The organism is Colwellia sp. (assembly GCF_013214175.1).
GTDB lineage: Bacteria > Pseudomonadota > Gammaproteobacteria > Enterobacterales > Alteromonadaceae > Colwellia.
Genome location: NZ_JABSPA010000005.1, coordinates 349,026 through 366,459, shown reverse-complemented (window position 1 = coordinate 366,459; position 17,434 = coordinate 349,026). Strand labels below are relative to the sequence as shown.

Below are 17,434 nucleotides of genomic sequence, written 5' to 3'. Positions count from 1 at the left end.
CTAAGTACGGTCGGACATCGTACGGTTAGTGCAATGGCATAAGCCAGCTTAACTGCGAGACAGACACGTCGAGCAGGTACGAAAGTAGGTCATAGTGATCCGGTGGTTCTGTATGGAAGGGCCATCGCTCAACGGATAAAAGGTACTCCGGGGATAACAGGCTGATACCGCCCAAGAGTTCATATCGACGGCGGTGTTTGGCACCTCGATGTCGGCTCATCACATCCTGGGGCTGAAGTCGGTCCCAAGGGTATGGCTGTTCGCCATTTAAAGTGGTACGCGAGCTGGGTTTAGAACGTCGTGAGACAGTTCGGTCCCTATCTGCCGTGGGCGTTTGAGAATTGAAGAGGGCTGCTCCTAGTACGAGAGGACCGGAGTGGACGAACCACTGGTGTTCGGGTTGTCATGCCAATGGCATTGCCCGGTAGCTACGTTCGGAACTGATAACCGCTGAAAGCATCTAAGCGGGAAGCAGGCTTTGAGATGAGTTCTCACTGGGACTTTAAGTCCCCTAAAGGGTCGTTGGAGACTACAACGTTGATAGGTCAGGTGTGTAAGGACTGCGAGGTCTTGAGCTAACTGATACTAATTGCCCGTGAGGCTTAACCATACAACACCCAAGTGGTTTTGAGATTGTATGAAGACTGACAAATACATAAATGTAAAATCACGTACTTACGTGTTACTTGAACCGCTTTTGTAAACTTATTATATCAAATTTCTAGATTGTACCCTTTTTGTTTAGCGACCATAGCGCTGTGGCCCCACCTGATCCCATTCCGAACTCAGAAGTGAAACGCAGTTGCGCCGATGGTAGTGTGGGAGTTCCCATGTGAGAGTAGGACATTGCTAAACTTCTATTTAAAGAAACCCGTAGCTTACGCTACGGGTTTTTTGCTTTCCGGCATTTGAAAAACGGCGTTGTGCCAATGGTAGTGTGACTTATGTTGCAGGTAAGCCCATGTGAGAGTAAGACATAGCTAAATTTCTAATTCGTGCTTCGGCACACGAGAAGCCCGTTACGAAAGTAACGGGCTTTTTTGCTTTCTGTTTTTAAAAATATAAATAGTGATGTCGGCCACCTGATCCAACTCAGTATCCTTGCAGCCTAGTATCTAAAAAGGCAATAAAGGTCAGTTCAGCCTGCTCTATTCACACTTATTAAAAGTGAAGTAAGGGGAATATCTTAGTATCGGAGCAGGTGTGAGCAATAAAATGGATAAACTCTACTGATATTTTATTAGCCTTGCTAATTTGAGTTTATTACGCAGGATCTAATCCTGCTTAGGTGAGATTGAAGCTCTACTGCTACGTAAATTATGCATGCATGTCATATGGTACAGTAACTAATAAATCGATGGGTTTACATAATAGCTAAGGTTTATCTTTGCGGTTTCTTGTAATTGGCTCGTCGCTTCCTGTAATGGAGTTATAACGCTGATAAAAATATTGAATGGCTCTAGTGTATTGATAAGGTTTTCTAGCTTATTTTGCTAGTTGAAGCTCTTATGTAGCAAGTAACAAATCGACATTAATTAGAAAAGTACTTCCTTAGTGAATATAAATTATTCGCACAAATATAGTGCGTGTATTGCCCTTATATCTTGCAAAAAATAACAGTTTAAGTATACTTGCGCAAACTTTTTAGCGTTAAAGCTTTTACTTTAAAAACTATATAACATACGACTCGCTTCGTATCTGTGTAAAATATATCTATGAAAAATACAATAACAGCAGCTGGGCGGAAATTTGCTTGGCAACAGATTGCTTTCATGGTCACAGTAGTATTGTTTTTCACGCTAATTATATATTTTTTATGGGGATGGACCATTGCAAAATCTGCATTGATTGGCGGTTTTACTGCAATTATCCCTAATATGTTATTCGCCTATAAAGCTTTTAGATATGCTGGGGCACAAGCCTCTAGAAAAGTGATTGACTCCTTTTTTAGCGGAGTAAAATTGAAAGTGGCCTTGATGGCTTTATTACTAGCACTCGCCTTCAAATTTATAGTGCTGGTGCCGATGCCATTTTTTGCAATGTTTAGCTTAGTCTTGTTTTTGCCCGCGGTAACGCCGCACCTATTTAAACACTAAACCGTAATTGCTCATAAACAGAATTTACAAAATTTTAATTTAAACTTTAATCATTAGGAACATTAATATGTCTGCAGCTGCTGCTACTGAAGCAACACTAACCAGCCAAGAATATATTAAACATCATTTAGCTAATTTAACGGTAGGTGAAGGCTTTTGGAGCTGGAATTTAGATTCGTTGGGTTGGTCGGTGTTTTTAGGCTTGGTATTTCTTACAATTTTCCGTAGTGTTGCTAAAAAAGCAACGCCGGGCGTACCAGGGAAACTGCAATGTGCTGTTGAAATGGTAGTAGAATTTGTTGATGAAAGTGTTAAAGGCACTTTTCATGGTAAAAATGATTTAATAGCACCTTTAGCACTTACCGTATTTGTCTGGATTTTATTGATGAATATGATGGATTGGGTACCAGTCGACTTATTACCATGGTTAATTAGTTTAGCTACAGGTATGCAGATGGCTGATATTTATATGAAACCTGTACCAACTGCCGATCCAAATATTACTTTCGGTTTAGCGGGTGGTGTATTCTTTCTTATTATTTACTACTCAATCAAGGTAAAAGGCGTTGGTGGCTTTATGAAAGAGCTTTACAGCCAGCCTTTTGGTCATTGGTCATTATACCCAATCAACTTTATTCTTGAAATAGTTACCTTATTAGCACGACCACTGGCTTTATCGTTACGTTTATTCGGTAACCTATATGCAGGTGAGTTAATTTTCTTATTGATCGCGACACTTGGTTTATATCAATTACCATTACATTTTTTATGGGCTACTTTCCATTTGTTGGTTATCCCATTACAGGCGTTTATCTTTATGATGCTAACTATTGTATACCTTAGTTTAGCGCACGAAGATCACTAGATTTCTGAACAATTTAGAACACGGATGTTGGCCCTAGGGTGAGGCAGGAAGCCTAGAAAACTAATTCTTCAGGGAAGAATTTAAACGACGGAGGTCGCCCGAAGGGGATGGCAGGAAGCCTAATATACTAATTTTTACTTTTAAACTTTAACTTTAAACAATCGGAGAAAAAAAATGGAAGATATTGGCTTAGCGTATATTGCAGCAGCATTACTAATTGGTTTAGGCGCTTTAGGTACAGCAATCGGTTTTGGTTTACTTGGTGGTAAATTCTTAGAATCTGCTGCTCGTCAACCTGAACTTGCACCACAACTACAAGTTAAAATGTTCATCGTAGCTGGTCTTATAGATGCAATCGCGATGATCGGTGTAGCAATGGGCTTATACATCTTATTCGTTAAAATCGGTTAATTTGACCACTTTTTTTAAACGAATAATTGATTAGGAGGTACACAAATGAATCTTAATGCCACGATTATTGGTCAATTAATTGCGTTTGTCGTATTTGTAATTTTTTGTATGAAGTTTGTATGGCCGCCAATTATGGCTGCCATTGAAGCTCGTCAAGCAAATATTGCTGATGGACTTGCTGCTTCAGACCGTGCTGCTAAAGACCTTGAGCTTGCTCAAGAGAAAGCTACATCTCAATTAAAAGAAGCTAAAGTTCAAGCTGCATCAATTGTTGATGCTGCTAAAAAACTTGAAGCTAAAATTGTTGAAGAAACTGCTGCTAAAGCACAAGTTGAGAAAGAAAGAATCTTAGCTTCAGGTCATGCAGAAATAGAGACTGAACGTAACCGAGTTAAAGAAGAATTACGTGCACAAGTTGCCGTTCTTGCTGTAGCCGGTGCCGAGAAAATTCTTGAGCGTTCAATTGATGCCGCTGCACACAGCGACATCTTAGATAAACTCGTCGCTGAACTTTAAGAGGAAAGAGCTATGTCTGAATTGACAACTGTCGCTCGTCCTTATGCTAAAGCAGCGTTCGAATTTGCTGTTGAAGCTAAAGCAATTGATAGCTGGTTAACCCAGTTAACTTTTGCTGCCGAAGTCGCTAAAGATGAAACCATTAAAGGTTTTCTGTCAGGTGGGACTTCAGTAGAGCAAGTACAAACATTATTTTTGAATGTTTGTGGTGAACAAGTAGACAGTAATGGTCAAAACTTTTTAAAAGTTATGGCTGAAAACGAACGTTTGTTGGTGCTACCTCAGGTTCTTGAACAATTTATAGCGTTAAAAGCTGATTTTGATCAAGAAGTCTCTGTGGATGTAACCTCTGCAGTTGAAGTAACCGCAGAGCAAAAAACAAAATTAAGCGCCGCGCTTGAAAAGCGTTTGGCACGTAAAGTAAAGCTTAATTGTACTGTTGATGCGAGTATCGTTTCTGGTTTGATAATTCAAGCTGGTGACATGGTAATAGATGGCTCTATAAAAGGTAAACTGAGCCGTTTAGCAACATCATTACAATCTTAGATAAGGAAACAGAGCATGCAACTGAATTCCACTGAAATCGCTGAACTGATCAAGAATAGAATTGAACAGTTTGCCGTTGTCAGCGAAGCTCGCAACGAAGGTACCATCGTTTCTGTAACAGATGGTATTATTCGTATTAATGGCCTTGCCGATGTAATGCAAGGTGAAATGATCGAACTTCCTGGTGGCCGTTTTGCTATCGCGTTAAACCTAGAACGTGATTCTGTAGGTGCGGTAGTAATGGGCCCTTACGCTGATTTAGCGGAAGGCCAAAAAGTTAAAGGTACTGGTCGTATTTTAGAAGTACCAGTCGGACGTGGTTTATTAGGCCGCGTAGTAAACACTCTTGGTGAGCCAATTGATGGCAAAGGCCCAATTGAAAATGACGGTTTCTCTCCAATAGAAGTTGTTGCACCGGGTGTTATCGAACGTAAATCAGTAGACCAACCAGTGCAAACTGGTATCAAGTCTATTGACTCTATGATTCCAATTGGTCGTGGCCAGCGTGAATTAATCATTGGTGACCGTCAAATCGGTAAATCAGCGATTGCAGTTGACGCTATCATCAACCAAAAGAACACTGGTATTAAGTGTGTTTACGTTGCTATCGGTCAGAAAGCTTCTACGGTAGCGAACCTTGTTCGTAACTTAGAAGAGCATGGCGCGTTATCAAACACTATTGTAGTTGTTGCCTCAGCTTCTGAAGCTGCAGCATTACAATACTTAGCACCATACGCTGGTTGTTCTATGGGTGAATACTTCCGTGATCGCGGTGAAGATGCACTAATCGTATATGATGATTTGTCTAAGCAAGCAGTTGCTTACCGTCAAATTTCATTACTTTTACGTCGTCCGCCAGGTCGTGAAGCTTACCCTGGTGACGTTTTCTATCTTCATAGTAGATTATTAGAACGTGCTGCTCGTGTAAACGAAGCATACGTTGAAAAATTCACTAACGGTGAAGTTAAAGGTAAAACAGGTTCATTAACTGCCTTACCAATTATTGAAACGCAAGCGGGTGATGTATCTGCTTTCGTACCAACTAACGTAATCTCAATTACCGATGGTCAGATCTTCTTAGAATCTAACCTATTTAACGCGGGTATTCGCCCAGCTGTTAACGCCGGTATTTCAGTATCGCGTGTTGGTGGTGCTGCACAAACGAAGATCATCAAGAAACTTGGTGGCGGTATTCGTTTAGCACTAGCTCAATATGCAGAATTAGCAGCATTTGCTCAATTTGCCTCAGATTTAGATGATGCGACTCGCGCTCAATTAGAGCACGGTCAACGCGTTACTGAATTGATGAAGCAAAAGCAATACAGCCCATTGTCAATCGCTGAAACAGCAGTGTCATTATTTGCCGCAGAAAAAGGCTATTTAACTGACGTTGCAATCAACAAAATTGTTGATTGTGAAGCAGCGTTACATACCTATGTAAACAATGAGCATGCTGAGTTGATGGCTACTATCAACGAAAAGGGTGATTACAATAAAGATATTGAAGCTAGTTTGAATAAAGCACTTGAGTTATTCAAGTCTACGCAAACTTGGTAATCGAGTCTTTAATTAAGTAACGTTTTCGGAGAAGAGTCATGGCCGTTGGTAAAGAAATAAAAACCAAGATTGCGAGTGTTAAAGGCACTCAAAAGATCACAAACGCTATGGAAATGGTTGCCGCGAGTAAAATGCGCAAAGCGCAGGAAAGCATGGCAGCCTCTCGTCCATATGCGACAAATATACGGAATGTGATCGGTCATATCGCGCTTGGTAACTTAGAATATCGTCATCCTTATATGGAAGAACGTGAAGCTAAGCGTGTTGGCTACATTGTCGTCTCAAGTGACCGTGGTTTGTGTGGTGGCTTAAATATTAACTTATTTAAGAAAGTACTTGCTGATGCTGCTGAAAAGCAAACATCAGGAGCTGAAGTTGAATTTTGTGTAATTGGCTCAAAAGCCACATCATTTTTCAACAATATGGGCGCTAAAGTAACTGCACAAATATCGGGCTTAGGTGATTCCCCTTCACTAACTGACTTAGTTGGTAGTGTAGCGGTAATGCTTAAAGCTTATGATAACGGTGAAATTGATAGGCTATTCGTAGTGTATAACAAATTTGTTAACACTATGACGCAAGAGCCGACAATTGATCAATTGTTACCTCTACCTAAGTCAGATGACAAAGAAATTAGTCATCGTTGGGATTATATTTACGAACCAGATGCTAACTCATTGTTAGATCAATTATTAGTTCGTTATATTGAATCTCAAGTATATCAAGGTGTTGTTGAAAATATTGCTTGTGAACAAGCATCTCGTATGGTTTCAATGAAAGCCGCAACGGATAATGCGGGTGATTTAATCGACGATCTTCAATTGATATACAACAAAGCGCGTCAAGCAGCGATTACTCAAGAGTTGGGTGAAATTGTTGCTGGTGCAGCTGCGGTAGGGTAAACAGTTTAGTTCTGTAATTGAACTGAACTGATAACAATTTTCGTAATTTAAAGAAAAGTTAGCTAGGTCAAGCTTAGCTAACTTAAATTAAGAGGAATAATCATGAGTACAGGTAAAGTCGTCCAAATAATTGGCGCAGTTGTGGATGTTGAATTTCCACAAAATGCCGTACCTAAGGTCTATGACGCAATTAAAGTAACTGAAGGTAACCTTGAAGGTTTAGTACTTGAAGTTCAACAGCAGCTTGGTGGCGGCGTTGTACGTACTATCGCAATGGGTTCTTCAGACGGTTTGTGTCGTGGTCTGAATGTAGTAAATACAGGTGAATCTATTCAAGTACCTGTTGGTGTTGAGACTTTAGGTCGCATCATGAACGTACTTGGTGAGCCTATTGATGAAGCAGGTCCAATTGGCGAAAAAGCTCGTTGGTCTATTCACCGTGAAGCGCCAGCTTACGCTGAACAAGCTATGTCAAATGAATTGCTAGAAACTGGTATCAAAGTAATCGATCTAATTTGTCCATTCGCTAAGGGTGGTAAAGTTGGTCTTTTCGGTGGTGCTGGTGTTGGTAAAACAGTAAACATGATGGAACTTATCCGTAACATCGCGATCGAGCACAGTGGTTACTCAGTATTTGCTGGTGTTGGTGAGCGTACACGTGAAGGTAACGATTTCTATCACGAAATGAACGATTCTAACGTACTTGATAAAGTATCGTTGGTTTACGGTCAAATGAACGAGCCTCCAGGAAACCGTTTACGTGTTGCCTTTACTGGTTTAACTATGGCTGAAAAATTCCGTGACGAAGGTCGTGACGTATTATTCTTCGTAGATAATATTTACCGTTATACTCTTGCGGGTACTGAAGTATCAGCACTACTTGGTCGTATGCCATCAGCTGTTGGTTATCAACCAACGCTTGCTGAAGAAATGGGTGTATTACAAGAGCGCATTACTTCAACTCACAAAGGTTCAATCACTTCAATCCAAGCGGTATACGTACCTGCGGATGATTTAACTGACCCTAGCCCTGCAACTACCTTTGCTCATTTAGATGCAACTGTTGTATTGAGTCGTGATATTGCTTCACAAGGTATTTACCCTGCTATCGATCCTCTTGACTCTACTTCGCGTCAATTAGATCCGTTAGTTGTTGGTACTGAACATTACGAGACTGCTCGTGGTGTACAAACAGTATTACAACGTTACAAAGAACTTAAAGATATCATCGCCATCTTAGGTATGGATGAGTTATCTGAAGAAGATAAGCAAACTGTATTCCGTGCACGTAAAATACAGCGTTACTTATCTCAGCCGTTCTTCGTTGCTGAAGTATTCACTGGTTCGCCAGGTAAATATGTACCATTAAAAGACACCATTGCTGGCTTTAAAGGCATTTTGGCAGGTGACTATGATGATATGCCTGAACAAGCGTTCTACATGGTTGGTGGTATCGAAGAAGCTATCGAGAAAGCTGCTAAGATGTAATTAACTAGTAAGCACTTATACCGAGTGTAAGTGCTTACAGTAATAGAGGTCGAGTCAAATGGCATTATTTACTGTAAATCTAAATGTTGTTAGTGCTGAGGAAAGCTTATTTTCTGGTAGCATTAAATCATTACAGATCACAGGTAGTGAAGGTGAGTTAGGCATTATGCCTGGTCATGCACCTTTATTGACCTCACTAAAACCTGGTATGGCATTAATCACTAAAGAAGATGGTACTGAAGAAGTAATCTATCTTTCAGGTGGTATGTTAGAAGTTCAACCAAATAACGTTATCGTATTAGCAGATGTTGCTACACGTGCTGCGGATTTGGATGAGCAAGCTGCTCTTGATGCGAAAAAACGTGCAGAAGAAAATATGAACGCCAATGGCGTTGATGTTGACTATACTGCTGTTTCTGCTGAATTAGCTCGTGCGGAAGCGCAATTACGCGTTATCCAAGCGGTTAGCAAGAAAGTTTAATAGTTAGTTACTTTAGCTAGTTACTAGTTATATACCTTCGGGTTTAGTGATTTCTGACTTTTACTTTTCTTACCTTACCTTTAATAAGAGAAGAGAAGAGAAGTAAATAGAGTTAAGAAGTGAACACAGAATCAGAATTTGAAAAGCCGCTTTACTATTTTAGTAAAGTGGCTTTTTTGTGTCTGTCATACTATTGAGTAAGAGTATAAAAATAGGTCCATTAGAATCTATATATGTAGGCTGTTACTTCGTTAACCGCTTTAATTAACAAGCTGCAGTAAGACAAGTAGCTATTCATTATCGGCATCAATTCCCGTCATTAACTTTCGGCATCAATAATCGACATGAGTTTTGGCACAATGATCGAGTGTTCATTCGCAAACCGGTCGAACGCAGACCACTGTTCGATGCCTAGGGCATACATTACGTTATCATCGGGTAGTTCATTGATATTATCAAAGTACCATAAGCCATTAATGTAGAAACTATAAAGAATATAGTGATTTAGTAACTTACTATTAGGGCGATATCTAGGTACTAACTTGCCATAGTCATCAACTATCCCAGCTATGCTAGAGTCAGCAATATTGTTTACCGCGATAAACATGGCTAAGTCGAATTCCACTGGTGCTACATGAGCACATTCAAAATCTATTAGCCATGGCCTTTGTTTATCATCTAGTAGAATATTGGTGAAATTAATATCTCCATGACAAAGTACGCTAGGGGTCTTATCCGCAATAATAAGGCTAGTTATGGTGGTAGACAGTGACTTGGTTACTTTATCTAAAAAGTAGCTGTGTTTAGCTATGAAGGGGGCAGGGTTAGTCAATAAACGCTTGACTGATAGCGTCGTGTTTAGCTGGTTAATTGATTGCATAGCAACAGCAGTAGGTAATTGATGTAGCTTTGCCATAAGTGTTAATGCCGTTGAAATCTTTATATCATTTTTGACATCTGAATCCGAAAGGGTGATACCGTTAATAAATTCGGTCACCAACCATTGTTGATCATGATAAATGACCTGTGGGCTTAATTTTTTCTTTCTACCTAACTCTGAAGTACGTGAGGAATTAACGCGGGCACAAAGCAGAGCACAAGATATTTCTGTACTCGCTGTTTCTTCATTAAGTTTCTTGGCAAAAAATACCTGTGCCGTGGTGGTAACTTTGAGTGATGTTTGGCTCAAGCCATTAGCTAATAAACTAATGGCTTTAATCTCAGTAAAACAAGGCAGAGATTTCAGTGAGTTAATTACATCAATAGGAACAGCCATAAAAGTATAGTCTTAGCTAGTAGCCGCAGGCTGTAAATTGATTGCAGACTTCTTATATATACTTAACCATTTGAAGTAACCGTAACCAGCAACAATAACAAAGATAATGAATAACACCGTCGTCGGTACTAGGCCTTTTTCTATATATAAATAGATAGAAATAAAGTCGATAACAATCCAGTAGAGCCAGTTTTCTAAGACCTTTTGAGTAACTAAATAGGTAGCAAATACCGCATAAACAGTGGTGAAGGTATCGAGGTAAGCGAAGTCTGCAGGAGTATAGGTAGCCATTATATAACCTAAAATCGTAGCAACTACCGCTAAAGCTAGACAAGCTTTTACATGCCAACTTAGCCCCCAACTAACGATTGTTAGCTCAACCCTTTTATTTGCGCTATTGTCTGTATGTTTAGACCATTGCCAGTAACCATAGACAGCCATAAATAAATAATAAGCGTTTAAGGCACTATCCATTAACAGCAAAACATCATAAAAAATATAAGTGTATAACGCAGTACTGATAAAGGCGGCTGGCCAACACCATAAAGAGCCTTTAGCAGCTAAGATGACATAGGCAAGCGATAACACCATGGCAATAAGCTCAAGCCATGGCAGTTGTTGGAAGTAACTTATTACACTGGCAAAAATTTCAGACATTAACTTTCCGCTTCTACTTGTGAACGATCACCATTAATGAATTTACAGACAAAAACCGCTGCACCCGTGGTTTGATGCACGTGTTTTATCTCAGCCATAACATGGCTGACTGCTAGATCGTAATCACCAAATACTTGGGTACTCATGCCGTTGGTTATCACTTGTAAACCTTCAACAGCTCTAAGCCTTTTGATAAATGCCCAAATCTCAGTTTTATATTGCTCTTCTGCTAACGGGTATAAGCTCAGTTCGATAGAAATTTTCATAAAGTACCTTTATAAGTGTATTAGAGGGGTAGATATCCCCCTAATACAAGTCATGCTAATTAAAATTGATAATCTAAGCTAGCACCAAAAACTAATGGCTCAGATAGCTGGGTATATTGCTTGGCAGTATAACCATCGCGAGGATCATTACCAAAATAAAAACCACGGTTAGCATATGCTTCGTCGGTAAGGTTTCGGCCCCAAAGCTTCACTTGCCAATTATCTTGTATGTAAGCAATGGAAGCGTTAAGTAATGCTACTGATTCAGATTGCTCATCATGGCTATCGGAGAAATAGAAACTATCTTTACCGTCAACAGATAAGTTAATTAACCAGTTTTCAGTAGGTAGAATGTTGATACCGACATTAAATTGATAATTTGGCGCATGAGCTTGTTCACGACCATCTAAAGATTCACCTTCAGCATTAATAAAGTCATCAAATTCAGTTTCAAGTAATCCAAATGAACCGTAAACGTTAACAAAGTCATTTAAGTCAAAAGCCGCTTCAACTTCAATACCGTAGTTAGTGCCAGTAGCCGCATTACCTAAATAGCTAATGAATTCAGAACTACCATCTTGACGTTCTATGGTTTTAGAGCTGCTAACCTGTACATCTTCGCGATCCATATAAAACACAGAGCTGCGTACATAAGCACTATTATCAAGTAAAGAAACTTTATAACCCAATTCATAGTTCAGTAAATACTCAGGATCAAAAGTACGTAAATCCTCAGGTAAAGTACCGTCGGTATTATGGCCACCGGCTTTATAGCCGCGGTTGATTGAGGCATACCACAAGCTATCTTGATTTTGTTGGTAACTAAGTACTAACTTACCGCCAACCATAGTATCGTCAATACTGTCATCAAATTGATCAGAGTTGTTATAGTCGGCACTGTAATTTTCAATACGCAAACCAGAAATTAATGACCAGCGTTCACTTAACTGAGTATCTAATTGCCCATAAACCGCGACACTAGTACGTTCATTAGTCGAGGTGAAATCACCATCGGCATAAGTGTATTGGCGCAAAAGATCTTCGTCGTCTTGCTTGAAGTAAGCACCCGCAACCCAAGCGGTGCTGCCATTAAAAATTTCTTGGCCTTGCTTAGATATTGCACGTAACTCAGAAGTTAATACGGCTTTCTCGCGGTAATAATGATCGGTGGATGAGTAACCATCAAAATCAGCTAAACAACCAGTTGGGGTAATACATGGGTCGGGAGTATAAACTGGCTTATTACTAATCCATTCATATTCGCCAAAGGCCCAATCTTCATCATAGCCATAAGCTAAATCTGAATCAGCAGTACTTACAATGGCTAAGATTGTCGCACTGTCAAAACCTTGATAGGTAAATTTAGCCGAAAAGGCAGTGGTTTCTTGTTGATCAAAACCTGGCTGATCTGAATAGGTCTCTCGGGTGTTATCTAATGAATAGGCATCATAACCGTTATCGAAATCAAAATAGAAACCAGCTAGGTCAATAGTAAGGTTGTTACTCGCTTCAATGGCTAACTTGCCACGTATGCTTAATTCATCACGGTTGTTAGTATCATCGCGCTGCAAATGCACATTTTCGATATAGCCATCACTGTTACTTTGATTAACAGCTAAGCGGTAATTTACTGAATCGCTGGCAGGTCCCGATAAGGCTACACCTAAATCAAAAGTATTATAATTGCCAACACCCAGTTGTACGGCACCTTCAAAGTCTTCCGTTGGTTCATTGGTAGTGATATTGATCATACCGGCAATGGCATTAGCGCCAAAACGAGTACCTTGTGGACCACGAAATACTTCAGCCTGTTTAACATCAAATAAAGAAGCAACACTGCCAATCCCAGTAAAATCTACTTCGTCAATAATCATACCTACTGATGGGTTAATCGGCTCTTTAAATTGACTACGCTCACCAATGCCACGGATTTGATAATAACGTGCTCGTTGTGAACCACTGGCAAAGTTAACATTAGGGCTAATCGCAATCAACTCTTCAAGATGTTTAGCATTACGCTGCTTAATGTCTATATCGGTTAAAACCGACATTGAGACGGGAGCCTTTTGCAGACTTTGCTGACGAAAATCACTGGTAACCGTGATGGTTTCAACATTGTCATTGCTGTTAGTGTCATTACTCACTTGCTCTTCAGCGAAGGCGGTAACGTTAAAAATACTGGCGGTGATAGCTAAGCAAATAGCCGATTTTGGGAAGGTCATTAAAAATCTCATCAACAAAAATAAAAATAGAGGCGTGTGCAATGAGGATGAATTTGAAGAATGTTATACCAATTACACGAATTTATTGCTCAACGTAGAGTTAATGCACTTGGTATTAATTTTATCTATAACCATCCCTATGCCAGAAAACTAATTAAGTTAATTTTCTGCCCAGGTTCAAAGAGTATATATCTCAGCGGCAAATCAATTGAAAAATCAAATGACAGCGCACCCCTTGGTTGCACGCTATTCTAACAAATAATTACATAGTAATCTTTTTATTGTTGTCTGGTTTAATAGAGAATGCAGGAACTCTGCTTAATAATACCTATTGCTTACTGCCTGCCTTCTCTAAAGCCTTTTAAATTCCTAATGAATGCTGCATTATGAAGTGGAACGGGTATCATGATTCCACATTGTGGTAACTTTCCCATAAAAATAATAGTAGCGAGTGTTTATGTTTCCGAATTGGCAATTAGTGCTGTTGAGTCTGGCTTATATCGGCTTATTATTTTTAATTGCTTTCTTAGGTGATAAATATCGTCATCAACTGGCGAAGAAAGGCCAGGGCATTATTTATGCACTGACCTTAGGGGTTTATTGTACCTCTTGGAGCTTTTTAGGCACCACAGGGCAAGCATCAACCAGTCTACTGTCTCACATACCTATCTACTTAGGGCCAATTCTACTCTTTGTCTTTGCTTGGCCATTTATCCAACGCATAATTCGCGTAAGTTTAAAGCTACATTTAACCTCTATTGCTGATTTGCTGGCTGCTCGCTTTGGCAAGTCACACAACCTCGCTATTATGGTGACAATCGTTGCACTAGTAGGCACCATGCCTTATATCGCGCTGCAGCTTAAAGCCATGGTCTATTCTTTTCAGCAACTTCAAATTGATCAAAGCTATACTAGTTGGCATATCGGTTTGGTGGTCAGTTTAGTTCTAGCGGTATTTACCGTGCTATTTGGTATTAGACATATTGATGTCACCGAACGTCACCCAGGTGTGATGTTGGCTATCGCTTTTGAATCTTTAGTTAAGTTGTTTGCCTTTTTAGCCGTCGGTATCTTTGTCTGTTTTGTACTTTATGATTCACCAGCAGATATTTGGCAGCAAGCCGATGCCAATGTTCTACTTGAGCAACAACTTACCGTCGATAACGTCACATCTATGTTTGCCATGCTGGTGATAGTAATGGCGGCGTTTTTATCCTTGCCGCGTCAATTTCAGGTTATGGTGGTGGAGCTGAAAGATCAAAAAGATACCTGGCTTAGTCGCCGAGTCTTTCCTCTGTACTTATTAGTTTTTGCTTTCTTTGCCGTTCCTATGGGGTTAGCGGGTCAAATGCTATTGGGTCATACAGTCCCTGCAGATACTTATGTACTGTTTTTACCCGACGTTACTCAGCAAACATGGCTGACCTTATTTGCCTTTTTAGGAGCGATATCTGCAGCAAGCTCTATGGTAATCATCTCGGCTATAGCCTTAAGTACTATGCTAAGTAATGAAATTGTCTTTCCGCTGCTCTATCGTCGACAAAAAGTGGCACAAACTGACTATGACAATTTTCGCAAACGTCTGTTAAATATTCGCAAGCTACTAGCCTTGTTCGTAATCATGTTGGGTTACGGTGTTTTCATCATGGCTTCGCCAGATACTCTGTCTTCGTTAGGTGAAGTCGCCTTTGGAGCTTTTGCCCAACTTACACCGGCGTTAATTGCCGCGTTTTATTGGCGTCGAGCTAGCCTAGTTGGAGTCTATGCGGGCATATTAGTAGGTTTTATTTTATGGCTTACGCTGAATTTCTTACCGCAATTTGGCTTATATGCATCGCCCTTTGCCGAAGGCTTCTTACCAGTTAAAACTACCGCGACGCTGTTTAGTTTAGGCGCAAATATCATAGTGATGTGGGCGTTATCACAAATAAGCCGACAGAGTGTACAAGAGCGAGTACAAGCGTCGCTGTTTCTCGAGTGGCAGTCACCAAAACTGTTAACAGTAGAGAAAAAACGCCAGTTAGATGTCAGAGATTTAGAACTGTTATCGTCTCGCTTTGTTGGCATTGATAAAGCGCGTGATAGTTTTAATAGCTTTTTATTGGCTAATGATAAAAAAGAGTTGGGCAATGCCGGCTATAACCAGCAATTATTGCAACACACTGAAAATACGCTAGCCACAGTGATGGGCTCTTCATCGGCTCGTTTAGTGTTGAGTTCAGCACTAGAAGGGCGTGATTTTGACTTGGATGAACTGGCGGTTTTAGTTGAAGAAGCATCAAGTCAAAAGCAGCAATTTTCTCAAGATTTACTGCAAAGTGCCATTGAGAATGCTAGTGAAGGTATTTCAATTGTCGATGACCAATTACGACTCGTTGCTTGGAATAAAAAATATTTAGACTTATTCGATTACCCGTCAGCGTTAGTCTATGTCGGCAGCCCGATATCCGACCTTATTCGTTATAATGTGCAACGCGGCTTGTGTGGCTCTGGCGACATAGAGTCGCAAGTGAACCGTCGACTGGACTTTTTACGTAAAGGCAGTCCACATAGTTCAGAGCGCCAACAAGCCAGTGGTCAAACTATTCGTATTGAAGGTAATCCACTGCCGGGCGGTGGTTTTGTCATGTTATTTTCGGATATCACTGCCTATCGACAAGCTGAGCAAGTCTTAAAAGAAGCGAACCTTGATCTGGAAACTCGGGTTTATGAACGCACACTAACCTTAGCCAAAACTAATGAAGCCTTGGCAAAAGCCCATGAAAAAGCAGAACAAGCGCATTTGAAAAAAAGCCAATATTTAAAGGCATGTAGCCATGACTTAATGCAACCTCTTGAAGCTGCTAGATTATTCACATCGGCTCTGTCAGAGCAGGGTAATTTAACCAAAGTACAACAAAGGCAAGTTGAGAATATTGACCGCTCGTTAAAAGCCGCCAATGATTTATTGGCGGATTTAGCTGAAATTGCCCGTTTAGAAAGTGGCAATATAAAAGTTAACGTGCAAGTTTTTGCTCTCAATGACTTATTTGAAGATTTAGCGCAAGAGTTTGCCGCATTGGCTATTGAGCAATCCGTCGAGTTTCGCCTAGTAGCAAGTAAGGTTTGGGTAAAGTCTGATCGACATTTACTCAGGCGAATTATTCAAAATCTGGTTGGTAATGCTTTTCGGTATGCCAGTCCGGGTAAAGTGTTATTAGGTGCTCGTGTATTTAACCAGCAAGTTATTATCCAAATTCTCGATAATGGCCCAGGCATTCCAATTGAAAAGCAGGAAGTGGTTTTTGAACAGTTTACCCAACTTAACACTCCTAATAATCACGCAGGAAGGGGCTTGGGCTTAGGTCTAAATATCACCCAAAGTTTGGCGCAGTTATTGGGCCACAGTTTAAGTTTACAATCGAAAGCCATGCAAGGCTGTAAGTTTTCTGTGCAAGTCGAGCAAGCAGAGCCGGTGGTGCTTGCTAGAGCAATTAATAAACCTAGCTTCAATGTCGCACTTAAAGATATCACCGTTTTATGCATAGATAATGATCCTGATGTGCTTAGCGGTATGGTTGAACTACTCTCTGCATGGCAATGTAATATCTTAGCGGCAGACTCTAGAGAAACAGCCTTAACAGAATTTGCTAATCACAGTAATGAAATCGATATATTATTGGTTGATTATCAGCTTGGTTACCGAACAGATAGCCAGGGAGAAGATCCACAAGACCAGCAAGTGGATGGTTTGACCTTGATTAAAGATTTACGTAGTCAGTGTCATCATTCATTGCCGGCGATATTAATCACCGCAACCACAGAGGCTGATATTGAAGATAAAGCTAAAAGTTACGATGTTGGTTATATGCGTAAGTTAGTTAAGCCTGCTGCATTACGAGCCATGATGAGCGCAATGCTGGCGAAGAAGTTACAGGCGGATTACGTGGGTTATAGCTAGGATTAGGTTATATAACGATGAGCGCACTGTTATAAGTCAGGGCGAAAAACTACAAGCTGATTATGTTGGTTATAGCTAAATTTAGCTATAACCACGTATGAATGTAAGATTATACTGCAAACTTTATGGAGGTTTCTTAACGGGAGCGTTTAGTCAATTGAAAAATAGCTGTAAAAATATTAGTTTAGGGCGGTAAGCAATAACAATTTAT

14 protein-coding genes and 2 rRNA genes are annotated in these 17,434 nt (G+C 40.2%); 12 read left to right on the top strand and 4 right to left on the bottom strand.

Annotation, left to right across the window (positions count from 1 at the left end; all coding sequences use genetic code 11):
* The 11 genes from HRT55_RS14425 to HRT55_RS14375 form a co-directional block, all read left to right on the top strand.
* Positions 1 to 610 (top strand): 23S ribosomal RNA (locus HRT55_RS14425); the annotation flags it as partial.
* Positions 611 to 740: 130 nt separating this feature from the next.
* A 5S ribosomal RNA gene (rrf, locus tag HRT55_RS14420) occupies positions 741 to 855 on the top strand.
* Positions 856 to 1,715: 860 nt separating this feature from the next.
* Entirely contained in the window at positions 1,716 to 2,096 is a 381-nt protein-coding gene (locus tag HRT55_RS14415; protein WP_291622347.1) for an ATP synthase subunit I, read from the top strand.
* Between the two features lie 67 nt (positions 2,097 to 2,163).
* Positions 2,164 to 2,961 (top strand): F0F1 ATP synthase subunit A, encoded by a 798-nt coding sequence (gene atpB / locus HRT55_RS14410; protein ID WP_291622345.1) that lies wholly within the window; start codon positions 2,164 to 2,166, stop codon positions 2,959 to 2,961.
* 174 nt (positions 2,962 to 3,135) lie between these two features.
* Positions 3,136 to 3,372 (top strand): F0F1 ATP synthase subunit C, encoded by a 237-nt coding sequence (gene atpE, locus HRT55_RS14405; protein ID WP_291622343.1) that lies wholly within the window; start codon positions 3,136 to 3,138, stop codon positions 3,370 to 3,372.
* Positions 3,373 to 3,417: 45 nt separating this feature from the next.
* Complete coding sequence (gene atpF, locus HRT55_RS14400; protein ID WP_291622341.1) at positions 3,418 to 3,888, top strand: F0F1 ATP synthase subunit B; 471 nt, start codon at positions 3,418 to 3,420, stop codon at positions 3,886 to 3,888.
* A 12-nt stretch (positions 3,889 to 3,900) separates the two neighbouring features.
* The gene (atpH, locus tag HRT55_RS14395; RefSeq protein WP_291622340.1) at positions 3,901 to 4,434 is read left to right on the top strand and encodes a F0F1 ATP synthase subunit delta; all 534 of its coding nucleotides are present in this window, start codon (positions 3,901 to 3,903) and stop codon (positions 4,432 to 4,434) included.
* 15 nt (positions 4,435 to 4,449) lie between these two features.
* On the top strand, positions 4,450 to 5,991 hold the full coding sequence (atpA, locus tag HRT55_RS14390; RefSeq protein ID WP_291622338.1) for a F0F1 ATP synthase subunit alpha: 1,542 nt from the start codon (positions 4,450 to 4,452) through the stop codon (positions 5,989 to 5,991).
* 38 nt (positions 5,992 to 6,029) lie between these two features.
* Positions 6,030 to 6,893 carry a F0F1 ATP synthase subunit gamma gene (gene atpG / locus HRT55_RS14385; RefSeq protein WP_291622336.1) on the top strand — a complete coding sequence of 288 codons (864 nt, stop codon included), beginning with the start codon at positions 6,030 to 6,032 and terminating at the stop codon, positions 6,891 to 6,893.
* 102 nt (positions 6,894 to 6,995) lie between these two features.
* Positions 6,996 to 8,381: a F0F1 ATP synthase subunit beta gene (gene atpD / locus HRT55_RS14380; RefSeq protein ID WP_291622334.1), complete on the top strand. Its 1,386-nt coding sequence runs from the start codon at positions 6,996 to 6,998 to the stop codon at positions 8,379 to 8,381.
* Between the two features lie 58 nt (positions 8,382 to 8,439).
* A complete protein-coding gene (locus tag HRT55_RS14375) occupies positions 8,440 to 8,862 on the top strand; it encodes a F0F1 ATP synthase subunit epsilon (protein ID WP_291622331.1) in 423 nt (140 codons plus the stop codon).
* 319 nt (positions 8,863 to 9,181) lie between these two features.
* On the opposite strand, the gene HRT55_RS14370 is transcribed toward HRT55_RS14375, so the two are convergent.
* The 4 genes from HRT55_RS14370 to HRT55_RS14355 are packed head-to-tail and all read right to left on the bottom strand — an operon-like array spanning position 9,182 to position 13,283.
* The gene (locus HRT55_RS14370) at positions 9,182 to 10,138 is read right to left on the bottom strand and encodes a phosphotransferase (RefSeq protein ID WP_291622329.1); all 957 of its coding nucleotides are present in this window, start codon (positions 10,136 to 10,138) and stop codon (positions 9,182 to 9,184) included.
* Positions 10,139 to 10,150: 12 nt separating this feature from the next.
* On the bottom strand, positions 10,151 to 10,795 hold the full coding sequence (pnuC, locus tag HRT55_RS14365; RefSeq protein ID WP_291622327.1) for a nicotinamide riboside transporter PnuC: 645 nt from the start codon (positions 10,793 to 10,795) through the stop codon (positions 10,151 to 10,153).
* Positions 10,795 to 11,061, bottom strand: coding sequence for a hypothetical protein (locus HRT55_RS14360; RefSeq protein ID WP_291622325.1), 267 nt, complete (start codon positions 11,059 to 11,061; stop codon positions 10,795 to 10,797). The genes pnuC and HRT55_RS14360 overlap by 1 nt, the downstream gene beginning before the upstream one ends.
* Before the next feature lie 59 nt (positions 11,062 to 11,120).
* Positions 11,121 to 13,283, bottom strand: a complete 2,163-nt coding sequence (locus tag HRT55_RS14355) for a TonB-dependent receptor (protein ID WP_291622323.1) — start codon at positions 13,281 to 13,283, stop codon at positions 11,121 to 11,123.
* 457 nt (positions 13,284 to 13,740) lie between these two features.
* Between HRT55_RS14355 and HRT55_RS14350 the strand changes: the two genes are divergently transcribed.
* Complete coding sequence (locus HRT55_RS14350; RefSeq protein WP_291622321.1) at positions 13,741 to 17,223, top strand: hybrid sensor histidine kinase/response regulator; 3,483 nt, start codon at positions 13,741 to 13,743, stop codon at positions 17,221 to 17,223.
* Positions 17,224 to 17,434: the final 211 nt, after the last annotated feature.

Bases quoted from the DNA above. Each gene is read 5' to 3' on its own strand.
- atpF (WP_291622341.1), top strand. From the start codon at position 3,418: ATGAATCTTAATGCCACGATTATTGGTCAATTAATTGCGTTTGTCGTA.
- atpA (WP_291622338.1), top strand. From the start codon at position 4,450: ATGCAACTGAATTCCACTGAAATCGCTGAACTGATCAAGAATAGAATT.
- HRT55_RS14370 (WP_291622329.1), bottom strand. From the start codon at position 10,138: ATGGCTGTTCCTATTGATGTAATTAACTCACTGAAATCTCTGCCTTGT.
- HRT55_RS14375 (WP_291622331.1), top strand. From the start codon at position 8,440: ATGGCATTATTTACTGTAAATCTAAATGTTGTTAGTGCTGAGGAAAGC.
- atpG (WP_291622336.1), top strand. From the start codon at position 6,030: ATGGCCGTTGGTAAAGAAATAAAAACCAAGATTGCGAGTGTTAAAGGC.
- atpH (WP_291622340.1), top strand. From the start codon at position 3,901: ATGTCTGAATTGACAACTGTCGCTCGTCCTTATGCTAAAGCAGCGTTC.
- HRT55_RS14350 (WP_291622321.1), top strand. From the start codon at position 13,741: ATGTTTCCGAATTGGCAATTAGTGCTGTTGAGTCTGGCTTATATCGGC.
- HRT55_RS14355 (WP_291622323.1), bottom strand. From the start codon at position 13,283: ATGACCTTCCCAAAATCGGCTATTTGCTTAGCTATCACCGCCAGTATT.
- atpB (WP_291622345.1), top strand. From the start codon at position 2,164: ATGTCTGCAGCTGCTGCTACTGAAGCAACACTAACCAGCCAAGAATAT.
- atpD (WP_291622334.1), top strand. From the start codon at position 6,996: ATGAGTACAGGTAAAGTCGTCCAAATAATTGGCGCAGTTGTGGATGTT.
- atpE (WP_291622343.1), top strand. From the start codon at position 3,136: ATGGAAGATATTGGCTTAGCGTATATTGCAGCAGCATTACTAATTGGT.
- HRT55_RS14415 (WP_291622347.1), top strand. From the start codon at position 1,716: ATGAAAAATACAATAACAGCAGCTGGGCGGAAATTTGCTTGGCAACAG.
- pnuC (WP_291622327.1), bottom strand. From the start codon at position 10,795: ATGTCTGAAATTTTTGCCAGTGTAATAAGTTACTTCCAACAACTGCCA.
- HRT55_RS14360 (WP_291622325.1), bottom strand. From the start codon at position 11,061: ATGAAAATTTCTATCGAACTGAGCTTATACCCGTTAGCAGAAGAGCAA.